The 13,468-nt window shown below is 67.4% G+C and carries 16 protein-coding genes; 8 read left to right on the forward strand and 8 right to left on the reverse strand.

The genetic code is table 11. The features are described 5' to 3' along the window. Both Q7V15_RS01930 and ruvX read right to left on the reverse strand, forming a co-directional pair. Positions 1–743 (reverse strand): aspartate carbamoyltransferase catalytic subunit (locus tag Q7V15_RS01930; protein ID WP_304753382.1); only part of this gene is annotated, 743 nt, incomplete at its 3' end. A gap of 64 nt (positions 744–807) precedes the next feature. Then, positions 808–1,290, reverse strand: coding sequence for a Holliday junction resolvase RuvX (gene ruvX / locus Q7V15_RS01935; RefSeq protein ID WP_304753384.1), 483 nt, complete (start codon positions 1,288–1,290; stop codon positions 808–810). A gap of 134 nt (positions 1,291–1,424) precedes the next feature. Between ruvX and gatC the strand changes: the two genes are divergently transcribed. Both gatC and gatA read left to right on the forward strand, forming a co-directional pair. After that, positions 1,425–1,712, forward strand: a complete 288-nt coding sequence (gene gatC / locus Q7V15_RS01940; protein ID WP_304753386.1) for an Asp-tRNA(Asn)/Glu-tRNA(Gln) amidotransferase subunit GatC — start codon at positions 1,425–1,427, stop codon at positions 1,710–1,712. Next, positions 1,713–3,185, forward strand: coding sequence for an Asp-tRNA(Asn)/Glu-tRNA(Gln) amidotransferase subunit GatA (gene gatA / locus Q7V15_RS01945; protein ID WP_304753388.1), 1,473 nt, complete (start codon positions 1,713–1,715; stop codon positions 3,183–3,185). A gap of 42 nt (positions 3,186–3,227) precedes the next feature. Here gatA and Q7V15_RS01950 read toward each other — a convergent pair whose 3' ends face one another. Continuing rightward, a complete protein-coding gene (locus tag Q7V15_RS01950) occupies positions 3,228–3,512 on the reverse strand; it encodes a hypothetical protein (protein WP_304753390.1) in 285 nt (94 codons plus the stop codon). A 124-nt stretch (positions 3,513–3,636) separates the two neighbouring features. On the opposite strand from Q7V15_RS01950, the gene gatB reads away from it, so the two are divergent. After that, a complete protein-coding gene (gene gatB / locus Q7V15_RS01955) occupies positions 3,637–5,130 on the forward strand; it encodes an Asp-tRNA(Asn)/Glu-tRNA(Gln) amidotransferase subunit GatB (protein ID WP_304753392.1) in 1,494 nt (497 codons plus the stop codon). Between the two features lie 71 nt (positions 5,131–5,201). On the opposite strand, the gene Q7V15_RS01960 is transcribed toward gatB, so the two are convergent. Together Q7V15_RS01960 and Q7V15_RS01965 are read right to left on the reverse strand one after the other, a co-directional pair. Further along, the gene (locus Q7V15_RS01960) at positions 5,202–5,744 is read right to left on the reverse strand and encodes an RcnB family protein (RefSeq protein WP_304753394.1); all 543 of its coding nucleotides are present in this window, start codon (positions 5,742–5,744) and stop codon (positions 5,202–5,204) included. A 118-nt stretch (positions 5,745–5,862) separates the two neighbouring features. Continuing rightward, complete coding sequence (locus Q7V15_RS01965; RefSeq protein ID WP_304753396.1) at positions 5,863–6,207, reverse strand: RcnB family protein; 345 nt, start codon at positions 6,205–6,207, stop codon at positions 5,863–5,865. 291 nt (positions 6,208–6,498) lie between these two features. Between Q7V15_RS01965 and Q7V15_RS01970 the strand changes: the two genes are divergently transcribed. Then, complete coding sequence (locus Q7V15_RS01970) at positions 6,499–6,774, forward strand: sel1 repeat family protein (protein ID WP_304753410.1); 276 nt, start codon at positions 6,499–6,501, stop codon at positions 6,772–6,774. A 3-nt stretch (positions 6,775–6,777) separates the two neighbouring features. Here Q7V15_RS01970 and Q7V15_RS01975 read toward each other — a convergent pair whose 3' ends face one another. Beyond that, positions 6,778–7,533 carry a polysaccharide biosynthesis/export family protein gene (locus tag Q7V15_RS01975; protein WP_304753398.1) on the reverse strand — a complete coding sequence of 252 codons (756 nt, stop codon included), beginning with the start codon at positions 7,531–7,533 and terminating at the stop codon, positions 6,778–6,780. A gap of 90 nt (positions 7,534–7,623) precedes the next feature. Between Q7V15_RS01975 and Q7V15_RS01980 the strand changes: the two genes are divergently transcribed. The 4 genes from Q7V15_RS01980 to rsgA all read left to right on the forward strand — a co-directional run bounded on the left by Q7V15_RS01980 (position 7,624) and on the right by rsgA (position 12,283). Next, positions 7,624–9,126: a GumC family protein gene (locus tag Q7V15_RS01980; protein WP_304753400.1), complete on the forward strand. Its 1,503-nt coding sequence runs from the start codon at positions 7,624–7,626 to the stop codon at positions 9,124–9,126. 70 nt (positions 9,127–9,196) lie between these two features. Then, complete coding sequence (locus Q7V15_RS01985; protein WP_304753402.1) at positions 9,197–9,898, forward strand: sugar kinase; 702 nt, start codon at positions 9,197–9,199, stop codon at positions 9,896–9,898. Next, complete coding sequence (locus Q7V15_RS01990; protein WP_304753404.1) at positions 9,895–11,166, forward strand: O-antigen ligase; 1,272 nt, start codon at positions 9,895–9,897, stop codon at positions 11,164–11,166. The genes Q7V15_RS01985 and Q7V15_RS01990 overlap by 4 nt, the downstream gene beginning before the upstream one ends. A 49-nt stretch (positions 11,167–11,215) precedes the next feature. Next, complete coding sequence (gene rsgA / locus Q7V15_RS01995) at positions 11,216–12,283, forward strand: ribosome small subunit-dependent GTPase A (RefSeq protein WP_304753406.1); 1,068 nt, start codon at positions 11,216–11,218, stop codon at positions 12,281–12,283. 8 nt (positions 12,284–12,291) lie between these two features. On the opposite strand, the gene Q7V15_RS02000 is transcribed toward rsgA, so the two are convergent. After that, on the reverse strand, positions 12,292–13,068 hold the full coding sequence (locus Q7V15_RS02000) for a polysaccharide deacetylase family protein (protein WP_304753408.1): 777 nt from the start codon (positions 13,066–13,068) through the stop codon (positions 12,292–12,294). Beyond that, a partial coding sequence (locus Q7V15_RS02005; protein ID WP_370689754.1) for a glycosyltransferase family 2 protein occupies positions 13,068–13,468 on the reverse strand: 401 nt, incomplete at its 5' end. The genes Q7V15_RS02000 and Q7V15_RS02005, both read right to left, overlap by 1 nt.

Genomic DNA, 13,468 nt, shown 5'->3' on the forward strand with positions numbered 1-13,468 from the left:
AGGACCCCGTCCATGCGCTCCAGCTGCAGGCGGAGCAACATCACCACGTCGCAGCCGGCTATGCCCTTGCGCAGGTCGTGGAACACTTCGGAGCCCCAGCGATCGGCTTCGGCGGGCATCAGGGTCGGCGGGCCGACGAGCCGGACCTCGGCGCCCATCATCTGCAACAGCCCGACATTGGAGCGCGCCACCCGGCTGTGCAGGACGTCGCCGCAGATGGCCACTCGCAGGCCGGCGATACGGCCAAAGGCCCGGCGCATGGACAGCGCGTCCAGCAGGGCCTGGGTGGGATGCTCATGCTGGCCGTCGCCGGCGTTGATCACCGAGCAGGACACCTTCTGCGACAGCAGGGAGGCCGCGCCCGAGGAGGCGTGGCGCACCACCAGCAGGTCCGGCTGCATGGCGTTGAGCGTCACGGCGGTGTCGATCAGGGTCTCCCCCTTGGAGATGGACGAGGCCCGGGGACTCATATTGACCACATCGGCACCCAGGCGCTTGCCGGCCAGTTCGAAGGAGCTCTGGGTGCGGGTGGAGTTCTCGAAGAACAGGTTCATCAGCGTGCGACCCTTGAGCAGGTCGAGCTTCTTCGAGGTCTGGCGATTGAGGGTCACGAAGGTGTCGGCCAGGTCCAGAAGATCGCTGACCTCGACGGGATTCAGATCCAGGACCGACAGGAAGTGGCGCTTGGGAAAGGGGAAGGTCTTCCCCAGGACGTCGATCAGACCGGATTCGGGCGCGCTCATGGGGCCGTCCTCTTAAGGGGGCGGGGCGGGCTCGCCAAGCCGTCTGTCCTTCGCCGGTCCATGCCTAGGCCTCCGCCGCGGGCAGGTTGCGCAGGCGCTCCAGGGCGCCCTGGAGGATCCAGGCCGCGGCGGTCTTGTCCACCACCTCGCCCCGGCGGGCGCGGGTCATGTCGGCTTCGTCCACCAGCATGCGGTTGACGGCCATGGAGGACATGCGCTCGTCCCAGAAGGCGATGGGCAGGTCGCGCAGGCGCAAGAGATTGCGGGCGAAGGCGCGGCTGGACTGGCAGCGGGTCCCTTCGGTGCCGTCCATATTGACCGGCAGGCCGATGATGACGGCGAGGGCGCCGCGGCCCTCCATCAGGGCGAACAGAGATTCGGCGTCCTGGGTGAACTTGGTCTTGCGGATCAGCTTCAGCGGCGAGGCGACCATGCGGCTCGGGTCTGACACCGCCACGCCGATGGTCTTTTCCCCCAGATCCAGCCCCACCACAGGGGCGAGGCGCGGCAGGTGGTCGGGGAGGTCGCTCAGGTCAATGACAGCCATGTCCTTCCATAGCGCCGCCCGCAGATGGGCCAAAGGCCTAGAATCGCCGGTCCCCCGGCGCCTTTGCACGCACACGGCTTGCCAGAAGCCGACCTCCGCGGCTAACCCACGGGTCAGATTGCAAGGAGGCCCCCATGGCCATCGACGCGGCGACCGTGCGCAAGGTCGCCAAGCTGGCGCGCATCGCCGAACCTGAAGCGCGCATCGAGCCGCTCGCCCGCGAGCTCAACGGCATCCTGACCTGGATCGAGATGCTGAACGAGGTGGACACCGACGGGGTCGAGCCCATGACCTCGGTGGTCCACCAGGGCCTGCCCATGCGCGAGGACGTGGTCACCGAAGGCGGTGATCCGGCCAAGGTGCTGGCCAATGCGCCCAAGACGGCCAAGGACTTCTTCGTTGTCCCCAAGGTGGTGGAATAGATGAGCGACCTGACCAAGCTCACCCTCAAGTCCGCCCTGGAAGGCCTTGAGTCCAAGGCCTTTTCCTCCGTGGAGCTGACGCAGGCCCATATCGAGGCGGTGGAACAGGCCAAGGCGCTGAACGCCTATGTGCTGCAGACGCCCGACAAAGCGTTGGCCATGGCCCAGGCCAGCGACGCCCGCCGCGCCCAGGGCGAGGCCGGCGCCCTGGACGGCGCGCCCCTGGGGATCAAGGATCTGTTCTGCACCGAGGGCGTGCGCTCGACGGCCTGCTCCAAGATTCTGGGCGACTTCCAGCCCACCTATGAGTCGAACGTCACCGCCAATCTGTGGCGGGATGGGGCGGTGATGCTGGGCAAGCTCAATATGGACGAGTTCGCCATGGGCTCGTCCAACGAGACCAGCGCCTTCGGCCCGGTGATCAACCCCTGGCGCGCGAGCGGCGAGACCACGCCGTTGACGCCCGGCGGCTCGTCCGGCGGCTCGGCCGCGGCGGTGGCCGCCCAGCTCTGCCTGGGCGCGACTGCCACCGACACCGGCGGCTCCATCCGCCAACCCGCCGCCCTGACCGGCACCGTGGGGATCAAGCCGACCTATGGCCGCTGTTCCCGCTGGGGGGTGGTGGCCTTCGCCTCGTCCCTGGACCAGGCCGGTCCCATCGCCCGGACGGTGGAGGATGCGGCCCTGCTGCTGACCTCCATGGCTGGCCATGACGCGCGCGATTCCACCAGCCTGGACGTGGCCGTGCCGGATTTCGCCAGCTTCGTCGGCAAGTCGGTGAAGGGCATGCGGGTGGGCATTCCCAGGGAGTACCGCGTCGACGGCATGCCCGCCGAGATCGAGGAGCTCTGGGAGCAGGGGATCGCCTGGCTGAAGGAAGCCGGCTGCGAGGTCGTCGAGGTGTCGCTGCCCCACACAAAATACGCCCTGCCGGCCTACTACATCGTCGCCCCGGCCGAGGCCTCGTCCAACCTGGCGCGCTATGACGGCATGCGCTTTGGCCTGCGGGTCGACGGCGCCAATCTGACGGAGACCTATGAGCAGACCCGCGCCGCGGGCTTTGGCGAAGAGGTCAAGCGCCGCATCCTGATCGGCACCTATGTGCTCTCGGCGGGCTACTACGACGCCTATTATCTCAAGGCCCAGAAGGTCCGTCGGCGCATCGCCGACGACTTCGACCAGGCGTTTGAGAAGGTCGACGCCCTGTTGACGCCGACGTCGCCATCGGCGGCCTTCCCGCTGGGGGAGAACGCCGATGATCCGGTGGCCATGTATCTGAACGACATCTTCACCGTGACGGTGAACCTGGCTGGTCTGCCGGGGATGAGCGTGCCGGCCGGCGTCGACGCCAAGGGCCTGCCACTGGGTCTGCAGCTGATCGGTCGCGCCCTGGACGAGGGCTCGCTGTTCTCGCTGGGCGGGGTCATCGAAAAGGCCGCTGGCTTCAGCCAGCAGCCGCAACGCTGGTGGTAGCGCCTCCGCCCGGGGCGAACCCAGGGGCGGAGGCGGCCAAACTCAGTCGGTGGCCAGTTCGCTCTTGATGGCCGCCAGGGTGTCGTCGGTGATCATGCCCTCGGAATAGGGCTTCAGCTCCACCAGGGTCATGCCCTTGAACATGTCGTAGGAAGGATGGGTGCTGATGCCGGGAATGTGCTTCTCCAGCACGGCCTTGGCCTTTTCGTCGGCCACCAGGTCGGCCACCGGGGTGGATTCGACGGTGAGGGTTTGAGCAGCGACGCCGGAGACGGCGGCGAATGTCAGCGAAAGGGCGAGGGCGCCCGTCATAAGAGCCTTGCGCATGGATGGAGTTCCTCCCTGGAACGGCGTTGTTGCCGAGGCGGAGTGAGCGGCAGGCGCGGGCGTTTCGCAAGTGGGTTTAACTTGGCCGCTTCCGCAGGTCGGCGGCTGGGATTAGGAAGAGCGCATGACTGAGAACACCAAGTTGATCCAGGGCCGGACCGGTCCGTGGGAAATGGTCCTGGGGCTGGAAGTCCACGCCCAGGTCGCCTCCAACGCCAAGCTCTTCTCCGGCGCGGCCGTCGGCTTCGGCGCGGGACCCAACGCCCAGGTCAGCCTGGTGGACGCCGCCATGCCGGGCATGCTGCCGGTGATCAACCGCCGCTGTGTGGAACAGGCCGTGCGTACGGGCCTTGGCCTGAAGGCGCAGATCAATCTGAAGTCCACCTTCGACCGCAAGAACTACTTCTATCCGGACCTGCCCCAGGGCTACCAGATCAGCCAGTTCAAGGAGCCGGTGGTCGGCGAGGGCGAGGTCCTGGTGGAGCTGGACGACGGCGAGACCATCACCGTGCGCATCGAGCGGCTGCACCTGGAGCAGGACGCCGGCAAGTCCCTGCACGACCAGGATCCGGACTCCACCTATGTGGACCTCAACCGGGCCGGCACCGCACTGATGGAGATCGTCTCGCGGCCGGACATGCGCACGGCGGCGCAGGCGGCGGCCTATGTGAAGAAGCTGCGGACCATCCTCGTCTATCTCGGCACCTGCGACGGGGACATGGAGAAGGGCAATCTGCGCGCCGACGTGAACGTCTCGGTCTGTCGTCCCGGCGCCTATGAGAAATTCCGCGAAACGGGGGACTTCAGCCACCTGGGCACCCGCTGCGAGATCAAGAACGTCAACTCCTACCGCTTCATCCAGCAGGCCATCGAGTACGAGGCCCGCCGCCAGATCGAGATCCTGGAGGACGGCGGCAAGATCGACCAGGAGACCCGGCTGTTCGATCCCGGCAAGGGCGAGACCCGGTCCATGCGCTCCAAGGAGGAGGCGCATGACTATCGCTACTTCCCTGATCCGGACCTGTTGCCGCTGGTGTTGGATCCGGCCTGGGTGAAGGCCATCGAGGACAGCCTGCCCGAGCTGCCCGACCCCAAGAAGGCCCGCCTGCAGAGCCAGTATGGCCTCTCGGCCTATGACGCTGGCGTGCTGGTGGGCGAACAGGCCCGGGCCGACTTCTTCGAGGCCGCCGCCAAGGGGCGCGACGCCAAGCTGGTGGCCAACTGGGTGACCAATGACCTGGCCGCCCGGCTGACGGCGGCGGGCCTGGATATCGAGGACAGTCCGATCAGCGCCGGTGAGATCGCCGATCTGGTCAAGCTGATCGAAGACGGGGTCATCTCGTCCAAGATCGCCAAGGATGTCTTCGAGCGCATGTGGGCGGGCGAGGGCGCGCCCGCCGAGATCGTCGAGAAGCAGGGCCTGATGCAGGTCTCCGACACCGGCGAACTTGAGGCGATCATTGACGGCCTGATCGCCGCCAACCCGGCCCAGGCCGAGTCGGTGAAGGAGAAGCCCCAGGCCATCGGCTGGTTTGTCGGCCAGGTGATGAAGTCCACGGGCGGCAAGGCCAATCCCGGAACCGTCAACCAACTGCTGAAGGCCAAACTCGGGCTCTGAAGACCGCGGACCTGAAAACGAAAAAGGCCCCGGATCACCGATCCGGGGCCTCTTTTTTGTGACTTCGGACCTCAGCGGTTGCTGATGATCTCAAAGATAATGCCTGTCGCGATGGCGGTCAGCAGGTAGTCGTTGCCCACCTGATGCCAAGCATAGCCCCGCGGCGGCGGGCGCAGGCGGTAGCGGTGGTAGTCGTGGATCACGTAGCCGCGATAGTGGTGCGGCAATACCGCGCCTCGACGCCAAGCCACATAGCCCGGCCGATATTGCGGATGGCTGTAATAGACGACCGGCGGCGGACCGTAGAACCAGCGGTTCTGGTAGTAATAGCCGTTGTAGCGGCGATGATCCCAGGAGGCCTGCGGGGGAGGCCGCGGCGGCTGATAATGGGGCGGCGGCCGGGGGGGCTGGTAGTGGCGGCGGTCGTCGTAACGCGTGTCGCGTCGGTCGTAGCGATCGTCCCGGCGGTTGTCGCGCCGATCCCAGTTGTCCCCGCGACGATCTGCGTGGTTCTCACGCCGGTCCCAGGACTGAGCCTGGGCCGCGGTGGCCGAGGCCGCAATGGGACCTGCGACCGCGGCGATGGCCGCCAGACTCAAGATCAGACGTTTCATTTTACGTCTCCTTGTCATGCGGACCCACCGAGGCGGCCCGCCACATCCCCCGATGGATGGAGAGTGGCGGGCCGGGCCTGAACCCAATCTGAACACTTAAGTCAGATTCACCATGTCCCTAGTTGAACAGACTGAGCACCACCTCGGCGATCAGACCGGTCTGGGTCTGGGCGAGATAGACGTCATTATCGACGCGAACCCACTGGTACCCGGCCGGGGGCGGACGCAGGCGATAGCGGGCCGGTTCGGTGATGTAGTAGGTCCGCTCCGTCACATAGGCGCGGGGGATATGCTGCCCGCGGCTCCAGCGCTTTTTCGCCTGGCCCGGCGGCATGCCGTGGGGATGGCCTTTTCCCGCCGCCTTGCTGTGGGGATGGCCCCGGTCGTGCCACGGCTGAGCCATGGTGGTCGCGGGCAGGGCCAGAGCCATGGCCACGGCGGCGGTTATAAGCGCAGTCTTCATCGCGAAGCTCCTCGTGTCGTGTCCCTCACAAGGAAAACGCCTGGCGGCGCAATGCGCTCCAACCCGCGGCAGACCCGCGGCGCCGCGCTGCGGCTGACGCCACTTTGTTAAGTCGATGGATACAAAGGTTTCGCAGTAGTAAGCGGGCCGAAGTCTGACAGATTGTCGCATAATTTCGGGTTATTTTCGGACTTAACCATATGTTCAGCCGATCTCGACTTTTCTTCGCTCATGGATTGCGGAGCAAGGGCGCCAGAACGGGGCTCACCGCTGAATGAGGACATGAAGATCATGTTTGCGAACCTGGACGTGGGACCGGTTGAAGGTCTTCCCCTGCCGGGGCCTGAGGCTTCCGGCGACGAGCTGTTCCGGCTGGGCATGCTGTATTCGACCGGGCAGGGCGGCGCGCCGCTCGACTATGTGTCTGCGCACATGCTGTTCAACCTGGCGGCGATGAAGGGCTCCCTGGAGGCCAAGGTCTATCGCAAGGAACTGTCGCAGGAGATGGCGTCCGAGGACGTCGCTGAGGCCCAACGCGCCGCCCGCGAGTGGCTGGCCCAGGGTTGATCCCTAATTCACGCCCGCTTCATTGAGGGCGTAGCTGAAGCCGAACTGGATCGGCGACAGGTCCCGGAAGTACTGCTGGACGAACAGTCCGGCGTTGGCCACGCCGCTGCGCGGCACATAGATGATGTCGAAGCGGCGCAGAGGCACCAGGTCGGCGCTGGGACGGCGCAGACCCGCCAGCAGGTCGGTGGTGCGCATCATGCCCTGGCCGTCGGCGCCGCGGCGAATAATGATCACCTTGCTGCGATCGGCCGTGGTTCGGAACCCGCCGGCCTGAATCACCGCCCGCAGGGCGTCCGCATCGCCTTGCATGTCATAGACGCCCGGCGCGCCGACCTCGCCGCCAACGAACACCTTCAAGGGCGCCGCCTTGGCCGTGACAAAGACGTCAGGCCGCAGAAGATGAGCGCTGTAGGCCTGGGACAGCGCCGCCTCAAGCTGCAGGGTCGTGCGATCGGCCGCCATGATGGGCGGGATCAGCGGCACGGTGATCCGGCCATCCGGTTGGACCGTGACCGTTCTGGTCAACTCCGGCGCCGACGGCACGACGACCTCGATCTCATCCCCCGGATAGAATCGATAGGCCGGCTCATAGTCGGTCCACTGGGCGTAGGGGATATTGGCGAACTGGGTTTGATGCTGCGGCTCGCCCAGACCCACAAGGCTGGCGCCCGGCACGCTGCGCGCCCCGCCGCAGGCGGCTAGGGCCAGGGCCATGGAGAGGCCAATTGGGGCGCGGAATCTGCGGTCGATCAGCATGATCTCAGGGTTAACAGGAATGGGTAACGAAGTCTTAAGCGCGGAGGGCGACGGTCCGGCTAAGTCTCCCGAGGGGATATCGGATTCGCTATGGCCGCTACGAGCGCCTGGACTGTCAGAACGCACGAGGCCGCTCCCCGATCAGAGTGGGTGGCGCGGCCGCGCTATGCACCGTCGGACTTCATCACCCTGCTCTGGCGGGAGCGGTTTCTCATGCTGGCGGTCTTCGCCATATTGTTCGTCATCGGCGCGGCCTTCGCCCTGACCCTGAAGACGACCTATCCCGCCAGTTCAAGCATCCTGGTCCGGCTCGGTCAGGAATATGTCTATGAGCCGCGAGCCGGCGACGCCGGTCGCGGGGCGGTGCCGGACCCTGAACAGGTCATCCAGTCGGAAACCGAAATTCTCGGCTCGACGGAGCTGAAGCAGCGGGTGATCGATCGCCTGGGCCTGATGCGGATCTATCCCCAGCTGGCCAAGAAGTTCGCCGACGCCTCTGCGGCCGAAAAGCGCGTGATCATGGGCCAGGCGATCCGCGGGATCGAAACCAATCTGAAAATTCAGACCGCGCCGGACACGCCCATCGTTCGGCTGGTGTTCACCCACGAGGATCCGAAGATCGCGGCCCTGGTGCTCAACACCCTGCTTGAGGAGTATCTGATCTTCCGCCGCACCGTGCTGGTGGAGGCCAACGCCCCGGCCATGGCCCTGCAGCGCGAGGCCTTTGAGGGGCGTCTGCAGGAGGCCGATGCGGCCTATGAGAACTTCCTGACCAGCAACCGCATCGCTGACTTCGTCGCTGAGAAGGCGGCCCTGTCCCAGCTCCAGTCCCAGATCGAACAGCAGAAGTACCAGACCGAGGCGCAACTGCAGGACCGCAGCGGCCGGCTGGCCGCCCTGCAGAGCCAGATGAGTCAGGTTTCTCCGGAGGTCGGACTCTATCGCGACGTCAACAACGCCGCCTCCGACAAGCTGGTCGAACTGAAGCTCCAGCGAGAAGACCTGCTCGGCCGCTACCGCTCGGACGCTCAGCCGGTCCGTGATCTTGACGCCCAGATCACCCGGCTGGAGGAAGGCATATCGGCGGGCCGCACCACCGGCGACGGGGCCCGGCGGATCGGGGTCAATCCTGTCTTCCAGACCCTGCAGACCGAACGCATTCAGTTGCAGGCCGAGGTGGCCGCCCTGCGCCAGTCCCTGAGCGCTCTGAACACCCAGATGAGCCAGCTTCTGGACCGGCGTCTGAAACTCGCCGAGCTTGAGCCGCGCTTCCAGGCGCTCAGCCTCGACCGAGACGTCCTGCAGGCCAATGTGCGTGACTTCGCCGTGCGCGAGGAACAGAGCCGCGCCGCCCGGGAAATTGCGGCGGCTTCCAACGACAATATCCGCATCGTCCAGCGCGCCACGGCGCCGGCCCGCGGCTCCAGCTTGAAAAAGCCCGTGTTGGTGCTGGCCTTCCTGTTCGCCGGCTTCACCGCCCTGTGCGCCGGCCTTTTGCGGATGTTCCTGCGGCCAGGATTGCCGACGCCGGCTTCGGCTTCGCGCACCCTTGATTTGCCCGTTCTGGGCGTCGCCCCGCTGAAAGCCGCATAGGATGATGATCTCTGCGCGGCATGACGCTTTCCGGTAGGCTCGCCCCAGTGTCCGCGCGGCGATTCGAGTCATGGTGAACCTCAACGCCGAGATGGCTGAGCTCTGGGCGTCCCTGGGGGCCCCAGCGGCCGGTCGCGCCCGCACCATCCAGATTGTCTCGGCGCGGCGGGGCGAAGGCGCCTCCACCGTGGCCCGTGAACTGGCCTTTTTCGCCGCCCGGCGAGCGGGTCGGTCGGTGTGGCTGGTGGATCTCGACCTGATGAACTCGCCGCAGCACGAGGCTGTGGCTGCAGAGAGCGACCGCTATGGCCTGTTGGGCCAGCCGGCCGCGGCCAGCCCCGACGGATCGATCTTCTTCTCCATCCAACCCCCGGCCCAGGGGCCGGATGGCAAGCCCTGGCCCGACGCCCGCTATCTGGCCGCCCATCGGGTGGGCGCGGCCCGCTGGTGGGTGACCCGGTTCCGCCGCGAAGCCCTGCGGGGCCGTCAGAGCGTCCACATCCTGGCGGATGGCGACTATTGGAGCGCCCTTCGCCGCTTCGCCGATCTGATCATCGTCGACTGTCCTTCGGCCGATCGGTCGCAGGCGGCGATGACTGTCGCGCCCTTCATGGACCAGACCCTGCTGGTGGTGGCGGCCGATGAGGCCGACGTCCGCGCGCCCGCCCTGGCCCGGGACGCCCTGGTGGGGGCGGGAGCCGATGTGGTGGGCCTGTTCTTCAACCGGGCGACGGTGGAGCAACCCCCCTTCGCCCGCGCCTTCCTGCGGTGAGCGGCCTCACCTATTCGGCGGCCCTGGCGCCTGCGCCGCCGATGACGGCCTGGCGGTTGCTCCTGGCCGGCGCCTCGGTCTTCCTGCTCTTGGTCTACAGCCAGGCCTGGGTGTTTCCGTTGATGGGCGAAGAGGCCGATGTCAGCCAGGGGGGCTTGATCCGCGCCCTCTATCTGCCGGCCTATGCGGCGGGGTTCCTCCTGCTGGCGGTGTCGCCGGGTGCGTCCTTCCAGGCCCTGTTGCGCCAGCCCTTCCTGGTGGCTCTGATGCTGCTGGTGGCGGCTTCGACCCTGTGGTCCATCGCCCCGGACCAGACCTTCCGGCGGGTGTTCGCGGCCTATTGCTCGGCCCTGGGCGGGGTGGTCCTGGCCTCGCGGCTGAAGTGGTCGGAGCTCGCCGAAGTGACCGCCAGCGCCTTCGCCGTCCTGGCGGTGATCTCCCTTCTGGTCCCCCTGGCCTTGCCGTCAATCGGGATCATGCAGGAAATCTTCCCAGGCGCCTGGCGGGGGGTCTGGTCAGAGAAGAACGCCCTGGGGGGCAATATGGCCCTCGGATTCGCCATCATGGGCGCCGCCGCCATGCTCAACCCGCGCAGGCGAATGATCTGGTGGGGGTTTGCCGGCCTCACCCTGCTCCTGACCCTGATGTCCACATCCAAGACCTCCCTGGTGGCGCTGGTGCTGGGGCTGGCCGCCCTGATCTTTGTCGCCATCGTCAGGCGGGGACCCGCCACGCGGGTCGCCATCCTCTGGCTGGCCATCGTCGGGGCCGGGATGGGGCTGGGGGTCGTGCTGTTTGCGGCGGACGCCATATTCGATCTGCTGGGCAAGGACGCCACCTTGACGGGGCGCACTGAAATCTGGTCCGCAGCCATGACTCAGATCGAGGCCAGACCCTGGACGGGTTATGGCTTCGGCGTCGTCTGGGACGATCTGGGCCCCTGGGCGCCCCTGGCGCAGATGACCAAGGACGCCGGCTTCGTTCCGCAACACGCGCACAATTCCTGGATCGAGCAGTGGCTGGGCATGGGCATTCTGGGGCTGGCGGCCTTCGCCCTGTTCTACGCCCAGACCGTGCTGCTGGCCCTGGTCGCCCTGTTCCGGGACAAGGGCGCCTATCTCGCCGTGCCCTTCCTGATCGTCTACAGCCTGATGACCATCACCGAGAGCATCGCGGTGACCTATAATGACTTCCGCTGGGTGCTGTTTCTGGCGATCGCGGTGAAGCTGGCCTGGCCAGACCGCGAGATCGAGGCCCGTCGGGGGTGAGGCCCTCCCGTCGGCGCCCCCTGTGACTGGCCGCCAAGGATCTGCCCATTTGCTGACCTCCTACGGCTGGACCGAGGCGCTGGACCGCGACTTCGCCCCCTTTGCGCGCGAGGGCCTGACCCCGGCGCGGGTGGTGATCCAGCACCGCGCCCGGTTCGTGCTGATGGGGGAGGGTGGAGAGTTCTCCGCCGAGACCGCTGGCCGGTTCCTGCACAACGCCTCGACCACGGGCCTGCCCGTGGTGGGAGACTGGGTGGCGGTGGACCGACAGGCAGGCGAGGGGGTCTCCACCATCCATGCGGTGATGCCCCGGAGCAGCCAGTTCGTCCGCAAGGCCGCAGGCGTGGTGGACAAGCCCCAGGTGGTGGCGGCGAACTTCGATGTGGTTCTGCTGACCACGGGCCTGGACACCGACTTCAACCTCCGCCGGATCGAGCGCTACCTGACCGCGGCCTGGGGGACGGGCGCCCAGCCGGTGGTGGTGCTGACCAAGGCTGATCTGGTGGACGACGTGGCCGAGAAGGTCGCCCAGGTGGAGGCCGTGGCGCTCGGCGCGCCGGTTCTGGCCCTGTCGGCGCCGACGGGACAGGGGCTGAAAGCGCTGAGGGCCTTTCTGACGCCGGGGACCACGGCGGTGATGCTGGGCATGTCCGGGGTCGGCAAGTCGACCCTGGTCAACGCCCTGGCCGGAGAGGCGCGCCAGGCGGTAGGCGAGGTCCGCGCCACTGACGGCCGCGGCCGCCACACCACCACCCACCGGGAGCTGGTGCTGCTCCCCGGGGGCGCCCTGATCCTGGATACGCCGGGCATGCGTGAACTGGGACTCTGGGATCCCGGCGAGGCCAACGCCCAGACCTTTGAGGATATCGAGGCCCTGGCCCGTGAGTGCCGGTTCCGCGACTGCGGCCATGTGGCCGAGCCGGGTTGTGCGGTTCAGGCGGCGCTCAAATCCGGCGAACTGTCGGTCGAGCGGCTGGAGAGTTATCGCAAGCTGGGCCGCGAGGGCGCCTTCATCGAGCGTAAGGAAGATCCCGCTGCGGCCATCGCCCACCGCAAGCTGTGGGCCAACCGGGCCAAGACCGAACGCCGACGCCGGCGGGCCGAGGAAGAGGGCTGAGGCGAAGCTCAGGCCGCTGCGGGTTCGACGCCCAGCCGCTGAGCCCCCTCGGTTACGGTGACGATCTCCATCCCGCTCATCTGGGTCCGGTCGATCAGGCGGGCGAGCGCCTCGGGCGTGCAGCCCCAGGGGGACGGGTCGGGGCGCACATCATGGGTGTAGAGGATCAGCCACGCCTTGCGGGCCCGGGCCTTTGACAGCCAATGCTCGGCGATGGCCTCGCCGTCTGGGCCTTCGACGCCGACGGCCGGGGCCTGATTCAGGTCGGTTCCCGCCTCGATCACCCCGTGATGCAAGGCGCGGAGAACGCCATAGCGGGCGGCGAGGGCGCTCTTTGGTCCTGCGGCGACGTCCCCATAGGGGTAGGCGAAGTGGTTGACCGGGCCTGCGCCCCAGTCGACCAGGGCGGCGCGATTGCGCGCGGCGTCATCGGCGGCGGCGGCGCCTGAGGCCTGGCCGCAATCGAGGTGGGAATAGGTGTGACAGGCGATCTCATGGCCCGCCTGGGCCAGTCGGGCATAGTCGGCGGGCTGCGCGAAGCGCCCCATGGGGCCCTCTGTCCCGGCCAGACCCGCCGAGACATAGAAGACCCCACGGGCGCCCCGGGCCTCCAGCAGGCGGGCGCCAGTCTCGACGGCGGTCAGGGGGGCGTCGTCGAAGGTGAAGGAGACCATGGGCGCGACCGGTCCCCGGGCCAGGGGCCGGCGGTGGGCCAGGCGCACCAGCCGGCGGCGCAGCTTGCCCTTGAGGGACCGGTCGGGCTGGTAGGCTTGCTCAGGGGGCATCAGACAGCCTCGGCATAGAGGGCGGCGCGATAGAGGCGCATGGCGAAGGCCCGGCTGGGCAGCGGCGCCAGGTCATTGAGGGCGAAGGCCTTGATCAGCGGTCGCCAGAGCCCGCGCAGGGGCACACGGCGGAGCAATCTGGCGACGCGATAGCTGGGATAGGCGCTGACCACCTCGGGGTGGGCCGCCACAACTCGGGCGAAGTTGGCCGCCGACTGCTCGTACTTGGCTGCGATCACTGAAGCTGGATCGAGGCCCAGATGGGTGGCGGTGTTGTCGATGTGCCGGATCGGCCAGCGGCGGGCCACCCGCATGCCCCACTCGACGTCCTCCCAACCCCAGCCCGCGAAGCCCTCGTCGAAGCCTTCGGCGGCGAAGACGTCCCGGCGCACCAGCAGGT

This window comes from Phenylobacterium sp., from assembly GCF_030651755.1.
In the GTDB taxonomy this organism is placed as follows: Bacteria; Pseudomonadota; Alphaproteobacteria; order Caulobacterales; family Caulobacteraceae; genus Phenylobacterium.